The following is a 16014-nucleotide window of genomic DNA, read 5'->3' as shown; positions in this document are numbered from 1 at the left end:
GCGCCGCGGGGCGGGCGCGGGGGCGGGGGGGGGGGCCCCCCCCCGGGGGGCGGGCGCCCCCCCCCCCCCCCGGCGGCCCCCCCCCCCGCCGCGGGGGGGGGGGCCCCCCCACGACCGCCTTCACGACCGAGGGGCACCGGCCCGCCCCCGGCCCGGAGCCGTCCGTTTATATTCTCCCCATGCTCACCATCACCCAGGCCCTGCACGACCAGATCGTCGCGCACGCGCGAGCCGACCACCCCGACGAGGCCTGCGGTGTGGTCGCGGGCCCCGAGGGCAGCGGACGGGCCGAGCGGTTCATCCCCATGCTCAACGCCGCGCGCTCGCCCACCTTCTACGAGTTCGACTCGGCGGATCTGCTCAAGCTCTACCGGGAGATGGACGACCGCGACGAGGAACCGGTGATCATCTACCACTCGCACACCGCGACCGAGGCCTATCCGTCCCGTACGGACATCACCTACGCCAATGAGCCCGGCGCCCACTATGTGCTGGTCTCCACCGCGGACACCGACGACGCAGGCCCGTTCCAGTTCCGCTCGTACCGGATCGTCGACGGCGAGGTCACCGAGGAGCCCGTCGAGATCGTCTGAGAGACTCACGGCTGAACCAGGGCGGCAGGACCCAGGAAGCCGGTGCGAAACCGGCGCGGTCCCGCCACTGTGACCAAGCTCCGCTTGGCAGCCAGGAACTGACCTGCCGCCCTTCTCCCACCAGCCAGGGGACGCGGAAATCCCCCGGAGGAGGCCCAGTCGTGTCTGTCCTGTCCCGGCGCCGCCGTGCGCTCACACCCGCCCTCATATCCGCCGTGACCGCCGTACTGCTCCCGCTCGCCGCCTGCGGCACCACCACGGAGACCACGGACCCGGCGGACGGCAAGCCCGCCGCGAAGGCCGCGCCCGGCTTCCCGTACACCGTCACCAACTGCGGTGTGACGGCCACCTACCAGGCGCCGCCGAAGCGTGTGGTCACCATGAACCAGCACGTCACCGAGATCATGCTCGCGCTCGGTCTGGAGAAGTCCCTCGTCGGCACCGCCTACCTGGACGACCGGATCCTCCCCGCCTACGAGAAGGCGTACAAGAGCGTCCCCGTCCTCTCCGCGGAGTACCCCTCCAAGGAGAAGCTGCTCGCGGCGGACCCCGACTTCGTCTACGGCGGATACGCCAGTGCCTTCGACGCCAAGGACGGCCGCAGCCGCGACGACCTCAAGGCCTCCGGCATCGGGACCCGGCTCAATCTGGAGAGCTGCGCCGACGGCGGCCCGTCCCCGTCCTCCGCGTCCCCGTCCTCCCCGTCCCCGTCCGTGTCCATGGACGACGTCTACCGGGAGGTCGAGGAGACCGGCCGCACCTTCGGCGTCCAGGACCGCGCCGAGAAGTGGATCGCGGACGCCCGCACCACCGTCGCGTCCACCGCCGACGGGCTGAAGGGCGTCGAACCACTCTCCGTCTTCGTCTACGACAGCGGCGACAAGACCGCGTTCACCGCGGGCGGCAGGGGCATCGGCAACGAGCTGATCGAGCTGGCCGGCGGGCGCAATGTCTTCGCCGACCTCGACAAGCCCTTCGGCGACGCCACCTGGGAAGAGGTCGTCGCACGCGAGCCCGAGGTCATCGTGATCTACGACTACGGCTCCACCACCGTCGCGCAGAAGAAGAAGCGACTGCTGGAAGACCCGGTGCTCAAGGACGTACCGGCCGTCAGGAACCAGCGCTTCGCGGTCATGCCCCTCTCGGACGTGGTCCTCGGCGTACGGGCCCCCGCCGCCGTCGGACGGCTCGCCGCCCAGCTCCACCCCGAGTCCGTGAAGTAAACCGCCATGACCCGCGCCACCGCGCCCGCCCGCGCCCACGGGCGGCTCCGCCACACTCTGGTGCTCGGCGCTCTCGCCGCCGCCCTCGCCGTCGCCGTCGTCGCGGGCCTCGCCCTCGGCTCCGTACGGATCCCGCCCGGTCAGGTGATCACGATCCTGACCGGCCGCGCGGAGCCGGGCCCCTTCCGCACCATCGTGCTCGACGTACGGCTGCCGAGGGTGCTGCTCGGGGTGATCGTCGGCGCCGGGCTCGCCGTCGTCGGCGCCGTCCTCCAGTCGCTCGTACGCAACCGGCTCGCCGACCCCTTCCTGCTCGGCATCTCCTCCGGCGCCTCCACCGGCGCCGTGCTGGTCCTGGTCCTCGGCGTCGGCGGCGGGGTGACCACCACCGTCGCGATGCCGGCCGCCGCCTTCGCCGGGGCGCTCCTCGCGCTGGCGCTGGTGTACGGGCTGGCCCGGCGCGGCTCCACGATGACCGGCGGCGGGCTCGTGCTCGCGGGCGTCGCCGTCTCGTACATCCTCTCCGCGCTCACCACGCTCATCCTGGTCGTCTCCGCCAGGCCCGAGCACTTCCAGGAGGCGCTGTACTGGTCGCTGGGCGGCCTCGGCAGCGCCCGCTGGGCCACGCTCGTACCGCCCGCCGCGGCGCTCACCGCCGGGACCGCACTGCTCATCGCCCTGGCCAGACCGCTCGATCTGCTGCTGGCGGGGGAGGAGGGCGCGACCGTGCTCGGTCTCGACACCTCACGCTTCCGCGCCGCGGTCTTCGTCCTCGCCTCCCTGGTCACCGCGGTGATGGTGGCCGCGAGCGGGGCGGTCGGCTTCATCGGGCTGCTGGCACCGCACGCCGCCCGGATGGCGGTCGGCGCCGGTCACCGCGCGCTGCTGCCCGTCGCGGCGCTGGGCGGGGCGGTCGTCCTCGTCGTCGCCGATCTCGCGGCCCGTACGGTCGCCGCGCCCCAGGACATCCCCGTCGGGGTGCTCACCGCCCTCACCGGCGGGCCGCTCTTCCTCTGGCTGATGCGCCGCCGCCCGGAAGGAGCACCCGTATGAGCGCCGCCACGAGCGCCTCGCGGCCGTCGTCCGGACCGGCGGCGCCGCCCGCCGTACCCGCCGCCGAGCTGCGCGTCGAAGGACTGTCGTACGAGACCGGCGGCCGGCTGCTCGTCGACCGCGCCGAGCTGACCGCCGCCCCCGGCGAGACCATCGGACTCGTCGGCCCCAACGGCAGCGGCAAGACCACCCTGCTCCGCTGTGTGTACGGCACGCTCCGCCCGACAGCCGGACACGCCCTCCTCGACGGCGGCGATCTGCACACCATGACCGCCAAGGCACGGGCACGCCGGGTCGCCACCGTGCCCCAGGACAGCCGTCTCGACTTCGAGCTGACCGTCCGTGAGGTCGTCGCCATGGGCCGCTCGCCGCACAAACGCTTCTGGGAGGCCGACACGGCCGCCGACACGGCCCTCGTCGACGCCGCCCTCGAACGTGCCGGGATCGCCGCCCTCGCGGACCGGGACTTCCCCTCGCTCTCCGGCGGCGAACGGCAGCGCGCGCTCATCGCCCGCGCCCTCGTCCAGCGCCCGGCCCTGCTCGTACTCGACGAACCGACCAACCATCTCGACATCCGGCACCAGCTCGATGTCCTCACGCTGATCAGAGGATCGGGCACGACCAGTCTGCTCGCCCTGCACGATCTCAACCTCGCCGCGTACTACTGCGACCGTATCCATGTGCTCCAGGGCGGCCGGATCGTCGCCTCCGGAACGCCGCGCTCCGTACTGACCCCCGAGCTGCTCGCGACGGTCTACGGGGTGACGGCCGAGGTCACCACCCATCCCGTCACCGGCGCCCCCACGGTCGTCTATCTCCCGCCGTCCGCCTGACGAACACCATTCGTCCACCGTACGAGAACGCGTACCGGGGCGCCGGGCGGGAATCGATACGATGAACCCATGGTTTTTACCGACGTGAGCGACAAGACGCCGAGCACCCCGCTGCTCGTGGCGCGGCTGCACGTCGACCTGTGCCGCCTCGCCAGCGCCATCTGTCCCGACAGCGCCGCCGGCTGAGCGACAGCCCCCGAGCGCTGCCCCGCCGTACTCGCACCATCCCCTCGCGCGGGGGCCCGAGCCGCGCGCCCGTCACGCCGTCTCCCGACAGGAGCCCATGTCATGGCCATCGAGGTCCGCATCCCGACCATCCTCCGTACCTACACCGACGGCGCGAAGGCCGTCGAGGGCACCGGCGACACGCTCTCCGAGCTGTTCGCCGACCTGGAGACCCGGCACGCCGGTATCCGGGAGCGGCTCATCGACCCGGCCGCGAACAACCAGCTCCGCCGGTTCGTGAACGTCTACCTCAACGACGAGGACGTCCGCTTCCTCGACGGCGTCTCCACCGAGCTCGCCGACGGCGACAGCGTGACGATCCTGCCCGCGGTGGCCGGCGGCGCGCTCGAAGCGATCCCGGCCTGATGCGCTACGACTCCCCGCTGGCGGCGGTCGGCAACACCCCTCTGGTACGGCTCCCGAGGCTGTCGCCCTCGGACGACGTGCGTATCTGGGCCAAGCTGGAGGACCGCAACCCGACCGGCTCGGTCAAGGACCGGCCCGCCCTCCATATGGTCGAGCAGGCCGAGAAGGACGGACGGCTCACCCCGGGCTGCACCATCCTGGAGCCCACCAGCGGCAACACCGGTATCTCGCTCGCCATGGCGGCCAGGCTCAAGGGCTACCGCATCGTCTGCGTCATGCCGGAGAACACCTCCCGGGAGCGCCGCGACCTGCTGGCGATGTGGGGCGCCGAGATCATCTCGTCCCCGGCGGCGGGCGGCTCCAACACGGCGGTACGGGTCGCCAAGGAGCTGGCGGCCGAGAACCCCTCGTGGGTGATGCTCTACCAGTACGGGAACCCCGACAACGCGGGCGCGCACTACGCCACCACGGGTCCCGAGATTCTCGCCGACCTGCCGTCCGTCACCCACTTCGTGGCGGGGCTCGGTACGACGGGCACGCTGATGGGCGTCGGCCGCTTCCTGCGTGAACAGAAGCCCGACATCAAGATCGTCGCCGCCGAGCCGCGCTACGACGATCTCGTCTACGGGCTGCGCAACCTCGACGAGGGGTTCGTGCCCGAGCTGTACGACGCGTCCGTACTCACCACCCGTTTCTCCGTCGGCTCGGCCGACGCGGTCACCCGTACCCGTGAACTCCTCCAGCAGGAGGGCATCTTCGCGGGCGTCTCGACCGGCGCCGCGCTGCACGCGGCGATCGGCGTCGGGCGCAAGGCGGTCAAGGCCGGGGAGAGCGCCGACATCGTCTTCGTCGTCGCGGACGGCGGCTGGAAGTACCTCTCGACGGGCGTCTACACGGCGGCCACCACGGAAGAGGCGATCGAGACACTGCGCGGCCAGCTCTGGGCGTAGACCGAGCACGGCCCGGCGGTGATCCGGGCCGTACACGGGCCGCGCACGGGGCGTGATCCGGGCCGCGCACGGGCGTGATCGGGGAGTGATCCGGGGCGCGTACGGACGTGACCCGGCGCCGTACACGAGCGTGACTCCCGGCCGCGCCTGGGCCTGACTCCCGGCCGTGCCTGGGCGTGACCCGGGGCCGTATCCGGACGTGACTCCGGGGCGTACCCGGACGTGACCCGGAGCCGGTTCCGGGCGCGGCCGTCCGACGACGCCCCGGGCACCCCCCGATTTCCGGACCCGCCCCCGGCCCCCCGCCCGATCCGGGCCGGGGGCCGGACGCGTGTACGGGGCCCGCCGGCCCCGCCGTCACCCCGTCGTCACCGTCCATCCGAACCGGTGACAGCGCAGGTGAGTTCTCCCACAACGGACCGCTGTGGAGGAGCGACCAGCCGTTTCGCGCTTTACGCTCGACAAACCGCACAACCCCCGTCGCCCCCCTTCCACGCCACGGAGGTTCACGCTCCATGAAGCTCACCGTCGTCGGCTGTTCGGGTTCGTTCCCCTCCGCGGGATCGGCCTGCTCCAGCTACCTCCTAGAGGCCGACGGCTTCCGGCTGCTCCTCGACATGGGTAATGGCGCCCTTGGCGAGTTGCAGCGCCATGTTGGTCTCTACGACCTCGACGCCATCTTCCTCAGCCATCTCCACGCGGACCACTGCATCGACATGTGCGGCTATTTCGTGGCCCGCTACTACCGGTTCGACGGCGGACGCTGCGACGCCATCCCGGTGTACGGGCCCGAGGGCACCGAGCAGCGCCTCACCACGGCCTACGCGGACACCCCGACGGACAAGTCCATGAGCGAGGTCTTCGACTTCCACACGCTCAAGCCGGGCTCCTTCGACATCGGCCCCTTCGCGGTCCGGACGGAGAAGGTCGCGCACCCCATAGAGACCTTCGCCATCCGTATCGAGCACGGCGGCCGGTCCCTCACCTACTCCGGTGACACCGGTGTCTGCGAGCCACTGGTCGAGTTGGCCGAGAACACGGATCTCTTCCTCTGCGAGGCGGCCTTCACCTACGGCAAGGAGGACATCCCCGGCCTCCATCTCAACGGCCGCGAGGCCGGCGCCCACGCCGCCCGCGCCCGCGCGCGCCGGCTCGTCCTCACGCATATCCCGCCCTGGACGGACGGCGAGCAGAATCTCTCCGACGCCCGCGAGGTGTACGGAGGCCGCGCGGAACTCGCCGTTCCCGGCGCCGTGTACGACATCTGACCGGCCGCCAGGCACCGGCCACCTGTCCGACGTGGCCGACCTGTCCGGCCGTCCGGCCTGTCGGACCTGTCAGACGTGTCCGACAGCTTGCCCGAGGCGATGAACCGTGGGCCCCGCCGTTCCTGACAACGGCGGGGCCCACGGGACCAGGACGGTACGGGCCTACTTGGCCTCGGCCTTCCGGAGTTCGGCGAGTTCCTCGTCGGACTCGCGGCCCGGCGTCGGAATGTTGAACTTGACTACCGCGAAGCGGAACACCGCGTAGTAGACGACCGCGAAACAGAGGCCGACCAGCGCCAGCCCCCATGGATTCGTCGCGATACCGAGGTTGAGGAAGAAGTCGATCGCGCCCGCCGAGAAGCCGAATCCGTCCTTCATCCCGAGCGCCCAGGTCAGCGCCATGGAGACACCGGTCAGCACCGCGTGGATCGCGTACAGCGCCGGCGCGATGAACATGAAGGTGAACTCGATCGGCTCCGTCACACCGGTGACGAACGCGGTGAGCGCCAGCGAGAGCATCATGCCGCCGACGACCTTGCGGCGCTCGGGACGGGCACAGTGCGTGATCGCGAGACAGGCCGCGGGCAGGGCGAACATCATGATCGGGAAGAAGCCGGTCATGAACTGCCCGGCCGTCGGGTCGCCCGCGAGGAAGCGGTTGATGTCACCGCTCTTGCCCTCGTACGTACCGGCCTGGAACCAGGGGAACGAGTTCAGCAGATGGTGCATACCGACGGGGATCAGCGCGCGGTTGGCGATCCCGAAGATGCCCGCGCCGACGGCGCCCGAGCCGACCAGCCACTCACCCAGATGGTGCAGACCGGTACCGAGGACCGGCCAGATGTAGCCGAAGACGACACCGATGATCAGACCGGCGAAGGCGGAGAGGATCGGGACCAGCCGGCGCCCGCCGAAGAAGCCCGCCCAGTCCGGCAGCTTCGTCCGGTAGAACCTCTGGTACAGCAGGGCGACGACGATGCCCATGACGACACCGCCGAGGACCTTCGCGTCGACGGGCGCGTCCGTCATGACGATCTTGCCGTCCACCACCGTCGACACCTGGGGCAGATTGGAGTCGGTGAAGGTGCCCAGGACGTTCTTGAAGACCAGATAGCCGGTGACGGCGGCCAGCGCGGTCGAACCGTCCGACTTCTTGGCGAAGCCGATCGCGATGCCGACGGCGAAGAGCAGCGGCATGTTGTCCAGGATGGCGTTGCCGCCCGCCGCCATAAAGCCCGCGATCTTGGTGATGAACGCCGGGAACGACTCGCGGCCGAGCATGTCGTCGTTGCCGAGGCGCACCAGCAGGGCGCCGGCCGGCAGCACGGCGACCGGCAGCATCAGACTGCGTCCGATGCGCTGCATCACCGCCATCGCCCGGCTGCTCCGCCGCGCCGCGGGGTCCTTCTTCGCCGCGGGGGCGACGTCGGCCGTACTCATCAAGCTCCTCCAACCAGTGCCCGGACGCGGCGCGCACGGCCACGTGGTCTACACCACCCAATGGTGTAGACCTGTTCTAACACGGTAGGTGTTCTGTAAGGAACCTGCGAAAACTGTGGCCTGGGCCATAGCGGACGCCGCCCGGGAGCACGTCCCCTGCTCACCCGCTCACGCCTTGGTGTTCCCCTGTTCCGACTCCTCCTCCAACTCCTTGGGCTCCCGCCCCGGCGTCGGAATGTCGAAGAGCGTGATCGCGGCACGGAAGACCACGTAGTACACCACCGCGAAACAGAACCCGATCGGAATGATCAGCCAGGGCTTGGTGTCGAGATGCCAGTTCACGACATAGTCGATCAGACCGGCCGAGAAACTGAAGCCAGCGTGCACCCCCAGCCCCCAGGTGATCGCCATCGACGCCCCCGTCAGCAGCGCGTGCGCTCCGTACAGCAGCGGCGCCGCGAACATGAAGGAGAACTCCAGGGGCTCGGTCACCCCCGTGACGAACGAGGTCAGCGCGACGGAGAACATCAGCCCGCCGATCCGCTTGCGGTGCTCGGGGCGCGCGCAGTGCGCGATGGCGAGCGCGGCGGCCGGCAGCCCGAACATCATGACCGGGAAGAACCCCGACATGAACTGGCCCGCCGTGGGGTCCCCGGCGAAGAACCGCGTCAGATCGCCCATGACGACGGTGCCGTCGGGCTTGGTGTACGTACCGGCCTGGAACCAGAAGAAGGTGTTCAGGAACTGGTGCAGACCGATCGGGATGAGCAGCCGGTTGGCGAACCCGAAGATGCCCGCCCCCCACGCGCCCAGATCGATGAGCAGCTTGGCGAACGCGGTCAGCCCGTCCCCGACCGGCTCCCACAGCAGCCCGAAGGCCACCCCGAGAAGCGTGCAGAGGAACGCCATCAGGATCGGCACCAGACGGCGGCCGTTGAAGAAGCCGAGCCAGTCGACCAGTCTCGTACGGTGGAAGCGCTGCCAGACGACCGCCGTGAGCAGCCCGATCAGAATGCCTCCGAGCACACCGGGATTCTGCGGGACGCCGTCGGGCCGGTCCCTGGTCACCGAGCCGCCGACCGGGAAGGCGGCCAGGACGCCGTGGTAGACGAGAAAGCCGACCACGGCGGCGAGCGCGGTCGAGCCGTCCGCCTTCTTGGCGAAGCCGATCGCCACCCCGATGCAGAAGAGCAGCGGCAGGCCGAACGCCCCGTCCAGGATCGCGCCGCCGCCCAGGCTCAGCACCTTGGCGGTCCTGTCCCAGAACGGGCCGTGCAGATAGGCGGAGAACAGATTCCCGAGGCTGACCAGCAGCCCCGCGGCCGGCAGGGTGGCCACCGGGAGCTGAAGGCTCCGGCCGATCTTCTGAAGCCCCTGGAACAGCCCGTTCCACCACTTCCCGCGCGGCCCCGCCCGCCCGGACCGGGGCGCTGGCGTGCTGTCGGCGCTCATCGGCGTCCTTCCGTTGTGCCGCGACGGCGCGCGCCCCGGCCCCCGACTGGTGTAGACCAGTCGCGATAGGCTTCCGGAACCGGCCGCGGACAGGGTGCCGGTGATCGTCATCATTGGGCACGCGGTGAAGGTGCGCCCGCGAAGATGGTCCAACTGTGCGTTACCGTGACGAAACGGAACGGGCGCGGCGCGGCGGAGCGGACCGACCGGAGACGAGCCGGAGCTTTTCGACCGTCACGACCGTCATGACAGTCAGGGAGAGAGACATGGCCACCAAGGCGGAGAAGATCGTCGCCGGACTCGGCGGACTCGACAACATCGAGGAGATCGAAGGCTGCATCACCCGCCTCCGCACCGAGGTCGTCGACCCCGGCCTCGTCGACGAGACCGCGCTCAAGGCCGCGGGAGCCCATGGAGTCGTCAAGATGGGCACCGCGATCCAGGTGGTCATCGGCACGGACGCGGACCCCATCGCGGCCGACATCGAAGACATGATGTGAAGCGCTTCCCCCTCCGGGGGACCGATCCACCGCAGGGCGCCCACCAGGCCCGGCGGTGAACCGGGACCCCGGGGGCGGTGAACCGGGACCCCGGGGGAAAGCGCGTGCCGATAGGCTCGCCGCATGTCACGAATCGACGGCCGCACCCCCGAACAGCTCCGTCCCGTCACCATCGAACGCGGATGGAGCAAGCACGCCGAGGGCTCCGTCCTCATCTCCTTCGGTGACACCAGGGTCTTCTGCACCGCCTCGGTCACCGAAGGCGTCCCGCGCTGGCGCAAGGGCAGCGGCGAAGGCTGGGTCACCGCCGAGTACTCGATGCTCCCCCGCTCCACCAACACCCGCGGCGACCGCGAATCCGTACGCGGCAAGATCGGCGGCCGTACCCACGAGATCAGCCGCCTCATCGGCCGCTCGCTGCGCGCCGTGATCGACTACAAGGCGCTCGGCGAGAACACCATCGTCCTCGACTGCGATGTCCTCCAGGCCGACGGCGGCACCCGCACCGCGGCGATCACAGGCGCGTATGTCGCCCTCGCCGACGCCGTCGCCTGGGCCCAGGGCAAGAAGATCATCAAGGCCGCCCGGCGCCCCCTCACCGGCACCGTCGCCGCCGTCAGCGTGGGCATCGTCGACGGCGCGCCCCTCCTCGACCTCTGCTACGAGGAGGACGTCCGCGCCGAGACCGACATGAACGTCGTCTGCACCGGCGACGGCCGCTTCGTGGAGGTCCAGGGCACCGCCGAGGCCGAGCCCTTCGACCGCAAAGAACTCAACGCCCTCCTCGACCTCGCCACCGCGGGCTGCACCGACCTGGCGGCACTCCAGCGCACGGCCCTGGAGAAGGCCCTGTAACCAGCGTCCACGGGGGCTGCGGGCCGCGTCCGCCAGGGCGGCGGGCGGTGTGCGTGAGGGCGGCGGGCCACATCCACGGGGCGGCGGGCCGCGGCGGTGCCAACTCCGTTACGCGGAAGGGCAACCGGGAGGACCCGCGGCGCGTCTCCCAGCGCACGGGCCCACGGACCGAACCGTGTGCCCGCCCGCACCCTGGGAGGAACCCGCGCCATGCCCGCGCCCATACGCCGACGCCGTATCACCCTGGCCCTCGCCGCCGCAGCCCTGGCCCTGCCGCTCACCGCCGGCTGCGGAGCCCTCGACAAGGCGATGGACTGCGTGGCCGCCGCCGACGCCATCGCCGGCAGCGTCAGCAACCTGGAACAGGCCGTCTCCAATGTCGGGGACAACCCGCTCAAGGTCGACGAGGCCCTCGACGACATCGACGCCGAGCTCGACAGCCTCAAGGACAAGACCGACAACGCCGACCTCGGCAAGGCCGTCGGCGACCTCGGCAAGGGGGTCGACAGCGTCCGCACGGCCATCGAGAACGGCGACAACACCCCCGACCTCACGCCCGTCTCCGACGCGGCGGCCGAGATCGGCAACATCTGCACCCCGTGACGGACACCCCGCACGGGACCGGATACTGAGGGCATGACCCGTCTCATCCTCGCCACCCGGAACACCGGGAAACTCACCGAACTCCGGGCCATCCTCGCCGACGCGGGTCTGCCCCACGACCTCGTCGGCGCGGACGCGTACCCCGGCATCCCCGATGTCAAGGAGACCGGCGTCACCTTCGCCGAGAACGCGCTCCTCAAGGCCCACGCCCTCGCCGACGCCACCGGCCTCCCCGCCGTCGCCGACGACTCCGGCCTCTGTGTCGACGTCCTCGGCGGCGCGCCCGGCATCTTTTCCGCCCGCTGGGCGGGCACCCACGGCGACGACACGGCGAACCTGAACCTGCTGCTCGCCCAGCTCTCCGACATCGCGCCCCCCCACCGCGCGGCCCACTTCGCCTGCGCCGCCGCCCTGGCCCTCCCGGACGGCACGGAACGCGTCGTGGAGGGCCGCCTCCCCGGCACCCTCCGCACCTCCCCCACCGGCACGGGCGGCTTCGGCTACGACCCGATCCTCCAGCCCGACGGCGACACCCGCACCTGCGCGGAACTGACCCCCGCCGAGAAGAACGCGATCAGCCACCGAGGCCAGGCCTTCAGAGCACTGGTCCCGGCGATCCGTGAACTGCTGGATTGACGGATGCCATATGCCGAAGAGGCGCGGCATCCGTCTCGGATGCCGCGCCTCTTCGATGTGGGCCCGGTGGGACTCGAACCCACGACACACCGGACCTAAACCGGCGCCCTCTTTGCCAGCTGGGGTACGGGCCCTCAGCGTTCAGCTTACTGTGCTCCGCCGCGGCGCTTCGCGAAGGTACGCGTCTGGCTGTGGCACGAGGGGCAGAGATAGCGCAGATTCTCGATCCGGTTGTCGAGCCGGTCGCCGCTGATGTGGTCGATCTCCAGGACGAGCCGTTTGCCCTGCCATGTGTCGCCGATGCCGCACTCGTCGCAGACGCGCGGCACTCCGGTCTCGTCGAGTGCTCGCCTCAGAAGCCGGGTCTTCGCGCGCGGAGCACCGGGTTCGAGGCGGCACAGGATGTCGGCCGCGGACCTACGCCATGGCGAGGGGACACCGCGCAGGTGGCCTTGGCCGGTGAAATGGGCGGATGACAGGTCATGGGCCGTGATGCTTCGCTTCACGAGCGCGCGGCCTGCCCCGCTGTCGGGCAGGCCGAGGAGTCTCAGAACCTCGGCGAGACTTCTGGAAGCCACGACCGCCGGTGCCAGCTCATCGAGCGGCAGGACACTCGTACCGTCCTTGGATCTTCGGGTGAAGTGCGAGGTGTCGATACCGAATTGATCCAGCCTCTTCCTGATGTGGCCGTACGGGCTGTCGCAGGGAGGGAAGCCCATGTACTCAAGCATCTCCCGAATGCTGCGGGAGTTCGCGGCGGCTTCTTCCAGGATCTCCTTCGAATAGGAGCGGTGTTCCCGCTCGGGGAGTCGCTCCTCCTGGAAGTGTGAGGTGTCGATGCCGTAGTGCTCAAGCCGTAGCCGTACGTAGCGAAGCGGACCGCTTCCCATCGGAGCGGCGAGCCTGCGCAACAGGTCGACCAGGCTGGTCGCCTCGGCGGCGGTGCGCACCAGCAGGTCGCGTGGGTAGCGCGCGTAAGGACTCACGCCGTGGCCCGCCGCTTCCGGCCCCGGTAAGTGTCCGTGACCGCGTGGCAGTTGGGGCAGAGCAGCCGAAGGTTCTCCGGACGGTTGTCCCACCAGTCGCCGTTCAGGTGATCGGCTTCCAGTCGCAGTGGTCTGCCGTTCCACTCGGGGCCGTTGCCGCAGAGGGCACACGACTCCGGGACTCCCATACGGAGCAGTTCGCGGCGCAGGCGCTCGCCGGGAATTCTGCCGTCCGACGGTGAACCCAGGACCAGTCGATTCCCCAGTGCTCCCTTCCTGCGTCCCCGAGGCGCGCGAAGGAAGTGGGAGGTGTCAACGTCCAACGTGGCTATTCGGCGGCCGATGTGTGCCTGGTTTCCGCCAACCGGGCTGATTCCCAGTCGGCGTACGACCTCGGCCACGCTCTTGGAACAGGCCACCAGTTCGCGCAATGTCTCGTCCGTGTGGCGCACCCACTTGGTGGCGAAGTGAGACGTGTCTATGCCCGCTTCGGCCATCTTGGCCCGGAGATAGCGTCGGCTACCGGTCGTCGGCTCGCCGCCGCACCATCGGACCGCGTCGTGGAAGGTGGTTGTCTCTCTCGCCGCCTCTTCCATCAGCGCGCGTGTGTATCTCACCGGCACGGTGGTTCGTTCCCCTCTGTCCGGCCGCGCGTTCGCGGCGTCGTACTGAGCAACGAACCGGATATCGGATGGTCACGTCCGTAGAACGGAACGGCCCGCACCGGGCGGGCGGTGCGGGGTGAGGGGGTGTGGGTCAGAACTCGCGCCGCGGGGGCCGGGCTTGGGGCAGGGCCAGGGCTTCCGCTTCCGTCGCCACCGACGGGGGCGAGCCCGGCAGCGGGCTTCGGGACGTCTCCTTCATCAGCGTCACCGCCGCCACCCCGACCAGCGCCGCCGCCATCGCGTAGTACGCCGGTGTCAGGTTGCTGCCGGTGAGGCCGATCAGAGCCGTGATCACCAGCGGGGTCGTGCCGCCGAAGAGGGATACGGAGACGTTGTAGCCCACGGAGAGCGCGCCGTAGCGGACCTCCGTCGGGAACAGCGCCGGGAGCGCCGCCGACATCGTGCCGAGCAGGCAGACCAGCGACAGGCCCAGCATCAGCACACCCGCGGTGATCGCCGGGACGCTGCCCTGGCCGATCAGGACGAAGGCAGGAAGCGAGAGGAGGAAGAAGCCGAGCATGCCCGTCATCAGCAGCGGCTTGCGGCCGAAGCGGTCACTGAGCACGCCGATCCGGTTGACGACCAGCAGCAGGAACGCCATCACGCCCAGCAGGATGAGCAGTCCATGGGTGTCGCTGTAGCCCAGCTCGTCGGAGAGATACGTCGGCATGTACGACAGGAGCATGTAGTCCGTGACGTTGTACGCGCCGACCAGCGCCACGCACAGGATCAGTGTCCGCCAGTACCCCCGGAAGATCTTCGCCAGATCCCCCCGCGCCGTTGGCCCCGCCCGGTCCGCCGCCCGGTCCGCCGTCCGGTCCGCCACCTGGTCCGCCGTTCCGCGCCCCGCCCTGAGTCCCGCCCCGCGTCCCGCCTCGCCCGCCGCCCCGGCGGCCCCCGCCCTCCCCGACCGCAGCTCCCGGAACGCGGGCGTCTCGTCGAGCCGTAGCCGCAGATACAGACCGACCAGTCCCAGCGGGCCCGCGGCCAGGAACGGCACCCGCCATCCCCACGCCTCCATCGCGTCCGCTCCGGCCCAGGCGTGGAGCGCGGTGACCAGACCCGCCGCGCAGATGTATCCCGAGAGGGTGCCGAATTCCAGGAAGCTGCCGAAGTACCCCCGGCGCTTGTCGGGCGCGTACTCCGCGATGAACGTGGAAGCCCCGCCGTACTCGCCGCCGGTGGAGAACCCCTGGATCAGCCGGAAGAAGATCAGCAGGACCGGCGCCCAGAAGCCGATCGCCGCGTACGAGGGGATCAGGCCGATGGCGAAGGTGCCGATCGCCATCATGATCATCGTCAGCGCGAGCACCTTCTTGCGCCCGATCCTGTCACCCATGGGGCCGAAGACCATGCCCCCGACCGGGCGTACGAGAAAGGCGACGGCGAAGGTCGCGAAGGACGAGATCAACTGGACCGTGGGGTTCCCGGACGGGAAGAAGACATGTCCGAGCGTCGCCGCCAGATAGCTGTAGACGCCGAAGTCGAACCACTCCATGGCATTGCCCAGCGCCGCGGCCCTGACGGCCCGTCCGACCGCGCGCTCGTCGGTGACGATGACGGTGGCGCCGGACCGGTGGCGCGGCGTGCGACCCGCGACCGCTCCGGAGTCGGCCTCCTCGTCGTGCTCGTGGCCGGCCATGGCGCGGATCCCTTCCTCGGGCAAACGTGTGCGAACGCGTCCAAGGAACTTTCCGCACGGCCACGGCGACGGCAAACCGGGGTCCCACTCACGTGGGACCCCGGTCGGATGTCACGCGGTCCCGGTGCCGGACACCGTCAGATATCGGGATCGGATACCGGGATCAGATATCGGTATCAGATACCGAGGTCCTTGATGATCTTCGCCACATGGCCGGTGGCCCGCACGTTGTAGAACGCGTGCTCGACCTTGCCCTCCTCGTCGACGACGATCGTGGAGCGGATCACGCCGGTCACGGTCCTGCCGTACGACTGCTTCTCGCCGAAGGCCCCGTAGCTCTCCAGGATCCCCTTGGCCGGATCCCCGACCAGCGTGACCTTGAGGTTCTCCTTCTCACGGAACTTCGCCAGCTTCTCCGGCTTGTCGGGTGACACCCCGATCACGTCGTACCCGGCGTCGGCCAGCAGACCGAGGTTGTCCGTGAAGTCGCAGGCCTGCTTGGTGCAGCCGGGGGTGAGGGCGGCGGGGTAGAAGTAGACGATGACCTTGCGGCCCTTGTGGTCCGCGAGCGAGACATCGTTGCCGTCCGCGTCGGGCAGGGTGAAGGCGGGGGCGGTGTCGCCGGGCTTGAGTCGCTCGCTCATGGTTCTCCTCGATGGAGGTCGGGTGTACGTGGCCGAGCGTAATCGGGGGTGCCGTCGGGTGCGGCGACGGCGAAGCTGAC

General features: G+C 70.2%; 18 protein-coding genes, 1 tRNA gene and 1 riboswitch. Of the genes, 12 read left to right on the top strand and 7 right to left on the bottom strand.

Annotation, left to right across the window (positions count from 1 at the left end):
* Nucleotides 1-179 precede the first annotated feature (179 nt).
* The 8 genes from ACWGDX_RS09675 (at nt 180) to ACWGDX_RS09640 (ending at nt 6511) form a co-directional block, all read left to right on the top strand.
* Entirely contained in the window at nt 180-593 is a 414-nt protein-coding gene (locus ACWGDX_RS09675) for a M67 family metallopeptidase (RefSeq protein ID WP_363085886.1), read from the top strand.
* Between the two features lie 9 nt (nt 594-602).
* Nucleotides 603-714: riboswitch (cobalamin riboswitch) on the top strand.
* Between the two features lie 49 nt (nt 715-763).
* Nucleotides 764-1816, top strand: a complete 1053-nt coding sequence (locus ACWGDX_RS09670; protein WP_453623984.1) for an ABC transporter substrate-binding protein — start codon at nt 764-766, stop codon at nt 1814-1816.
* Between the two features lie 6 nt (nt 1817-1822).
* The gene (locus ACWGDX_RS09665) at nt 1823-2869 is read left to right on the top strand and encodes a FecCD family ABC transporter permease (protein ID WP_453623884.1); all 1047 of its coding nucleotides are present in this window, start codon (nt 1823-1825) and stop codon (nt 2867-2869) included.
* The gene (locus tag ACWGDX_RS09660; RefSeq protein ID WP_453623882.1) at nt 2866-3702 is read left to right on the top strand and encodes an ABC transporter ATP-binding protein; all 837 of its coding nucleotides are present in this window, start codon (nt 2866-2868) and stop codon (nt 3700-3702) included. The genes ACWGDX_RS09665 and ACWGDX_RS09660 overlap by 4 nt, the downstream gene beginning before the upstream one ends.
* 69 nt (nt 3703-3771) lie before the next feature.
* On the top strand, nt 3772-3888 hold the full coding sequence (locus ACWGDX_RS09655) for a putative leader peptide (protein WP_363085678.1): 117 nt from the start codon (nt 3772-3774) through the stop codon (nt 3886-3888).
* A 102-nt stretch (nt 3889-3990) separates the two neighbouring features.
* Nucleotides 3991-4293 (top strand): MoaD/ThiS family protein, encoded by a 303-nt coding sequence (locus ACWGDX_RS09650; protein ID WP_363085677.1) that lies wholly within the window; start codon nt 3991-3993, stop codon nt 4291-4293.
* Nucleotides 4293-5243 carry a PLP-dependent cysteine synthase family protein gene (locus ACWGDX_RS09645; protein ID WP_453623880.1) on the top strand — a complete coding sequence of 317 codons (951 nt, stop codon included), beginning with the start codon at nt 4293-4295 and terminating at the stop codon, nt 5241-5243. Before ACWGDX_RS09650 ends, ACWGDX_RS09645 begins: the two co-directional genes overlap by 1 nt.
* A gap of 515 nt (nt 5244-5758) precedes the next feature.
* Entirely contained in the window at nt 5759-6511 is a 753-nt protein-coding gene (locus ACWGDX_RS09640) for an MBL fold metallo-hydrolase (protein ID WP_363085674.1), read from the top strand.
* A gap of 162 nt (nt 6512-6673) precedes the next feature.
* Here the strand turns inward: ACWGDX_RS09640 and ACWGDX_RS09635 are convergent, their stop codons facing one another.
* Together ACWGDX_RS09635 and ACWGDX_RS09630 are read right to left on the bottom strand one after the other, a co-directional pair.
* Nucleotides 6674-7951, bottom strand: a complete 1278-nt coding sequence (locus tag ACWGDX_RS09635; protein ID WP_453623878.1) for a PTS transporter subunit EIIC — start codon at nt 7949-7951, stop codon at nt 6674-6676.
* Between the two features lie 168 nt (nt 7952-8119).
* The gene (locus tag ACWGDX_RS09630) at nt 8120-9403 is read right to left on the bottom strand and encodes a PTS transporter subunit EIIC (protein ID WP_453623876.1); all 1284 of its coding nucleotides are present in this window, start codon (nt 9401-9403) and stop codon (nt 8120-8122) included.
* Nucleotides 9404-9648: 245 nt separating this feature from the next.
* Here ACWGDX_RS09630 and ACWGDX_RS09625 point away from each other — a divergent pair, with 245 nt between their 5' ends.
* The 4 genes from ACWGDX_RS09625 to rdgB all read left to right on the top strand — a co-directional run bounded on the left by ACWGDX_RS09625 (nt 9649) and on the right by rdgB (nt 11997).
* Nucleotides 9649-9903 (top strand): glucose PTS transporter subunit EIIB, encoded by a 255-nt coding sequence (locus ACWGDX_RS09625; RefSeq protein ID WP_453623875.1) that lies wholly within the window; start codon nt 9649-9651, stop codon nt 9901-9903.
* A gap of 123 nt (nt 9904-10026) precedes the next feature.
* Nucleotides 10027-10758 (top strand): ribonuclease PH, encoded by a 732-nt coding sequence (gene rph / locus ACWGDX_RS09620; RefSeq protein WP_453623873.1) that lies wholly within the window; start codon nt 10027-10029, stop codon nt 10756-10758.
* A 210-nt stretch (nt 10759-10968) separates the two neighbouring features.
* On the top strand, nt 10969-11361 hold the full coding sequence (locus ACWGDX_RS09615) for a hypothetical protein (RefSeq protein ID WP_363085224.1): 393 nt from the start codon (nt 10969-10971) through the stop codon (nt 11359-11361).
* A 33-nt stretch (nt 11362-11394) separates the two neighbouring features.
* On the top strand, nt 11395-11997 hold the full coding sequence (rdgB, locus tag ACWGDX_RS09610) for an RdgB/HAM1 family non-canonical purine NTP pyrophosphatase (RefSeq protein ID WP_453623871.1): 603 nt from the start codon (nt 11395-11397) through the stop codon (nt 11995-11997).
* A gap of 58 nt (nt 11998-12055) precedes the next feature.
* On the opposite strand, the gene ACWGDX_RS09605 is transcribed toward rdgB, so the two are convergent.
* From ACWGDX_RS09605 to bcp, 5 genes are all read right to left on the bottom strand, one after another.
* A tRNA-Leu gene (locus tag ACWGDX_RS09605) sits at nt 12056-12131 on the bottom strand.
* Nucleotides 12132-12143: 12 nt separating this feature from the next.
* The gene (locus ACWGDX_RS09600; RefSeq protein WP_453623869.1) at nt 12144-12983 is read right to left on the bottom strand and encodes an HNH endonuclease; all 840 of its coding nucleotides are present in this window, start codon (nt 12981-12983) and stop codon (nt 12144-12146) included.
* Nucleotides 12980-13606 carry an HNH endonuclease gene (locus ACWGDX_RS09595; protein WP_453623867.1) on the bottom strand — a complete coding sequence of 209 codons (627 nt, stop codon included), beginning with the start codon at nt 13604-13606 and terminating at the stop codon, nt 12980-12982. Before ACWGDX_RS09595 ends, ACWGDX_RS09600 begins: the two co-directional genes overlap by 4 nt.
* A gap of 133 nt (nt 13607-13739) precedes the next feature.
* The gene (locus ACWGDX_RS09590; protein ID WP_453623865.1) at nt 13740-15290 is read right to left on the bottom strand and encodes an MFS transporter; all 1551 of its coding nucleotides are present in this window, start codon (nt 15288-15290) and stop codon (nt 13740-13742) included.
* 176 nt (nt 15291-15466) lie between these two features.
* Nucleotides 15467-15934 carry a thioredoxin-dependent thiol peroxidase gene (bcp, locus tag ACWGDX_RS09585; RefSeq protein WP_363083885.1) on the bottom strand — a complete coding sequence of 156 codons (468 nt, stop codon included), beginning with the start codon at nt 15932-15934 and terminating at the stop codon, nt 15467-15469.
* Nucleotides 15935-16014: the final 80 nt, after the last annotated feature.

Source organism: Streptomyces sp. NPDC055025 (assembly GCF_053608565.1).
Note: the sequence above shows the minus strand (reverse complement) of the source record. Positions and strands in the feature narration are given on the sequence as shown.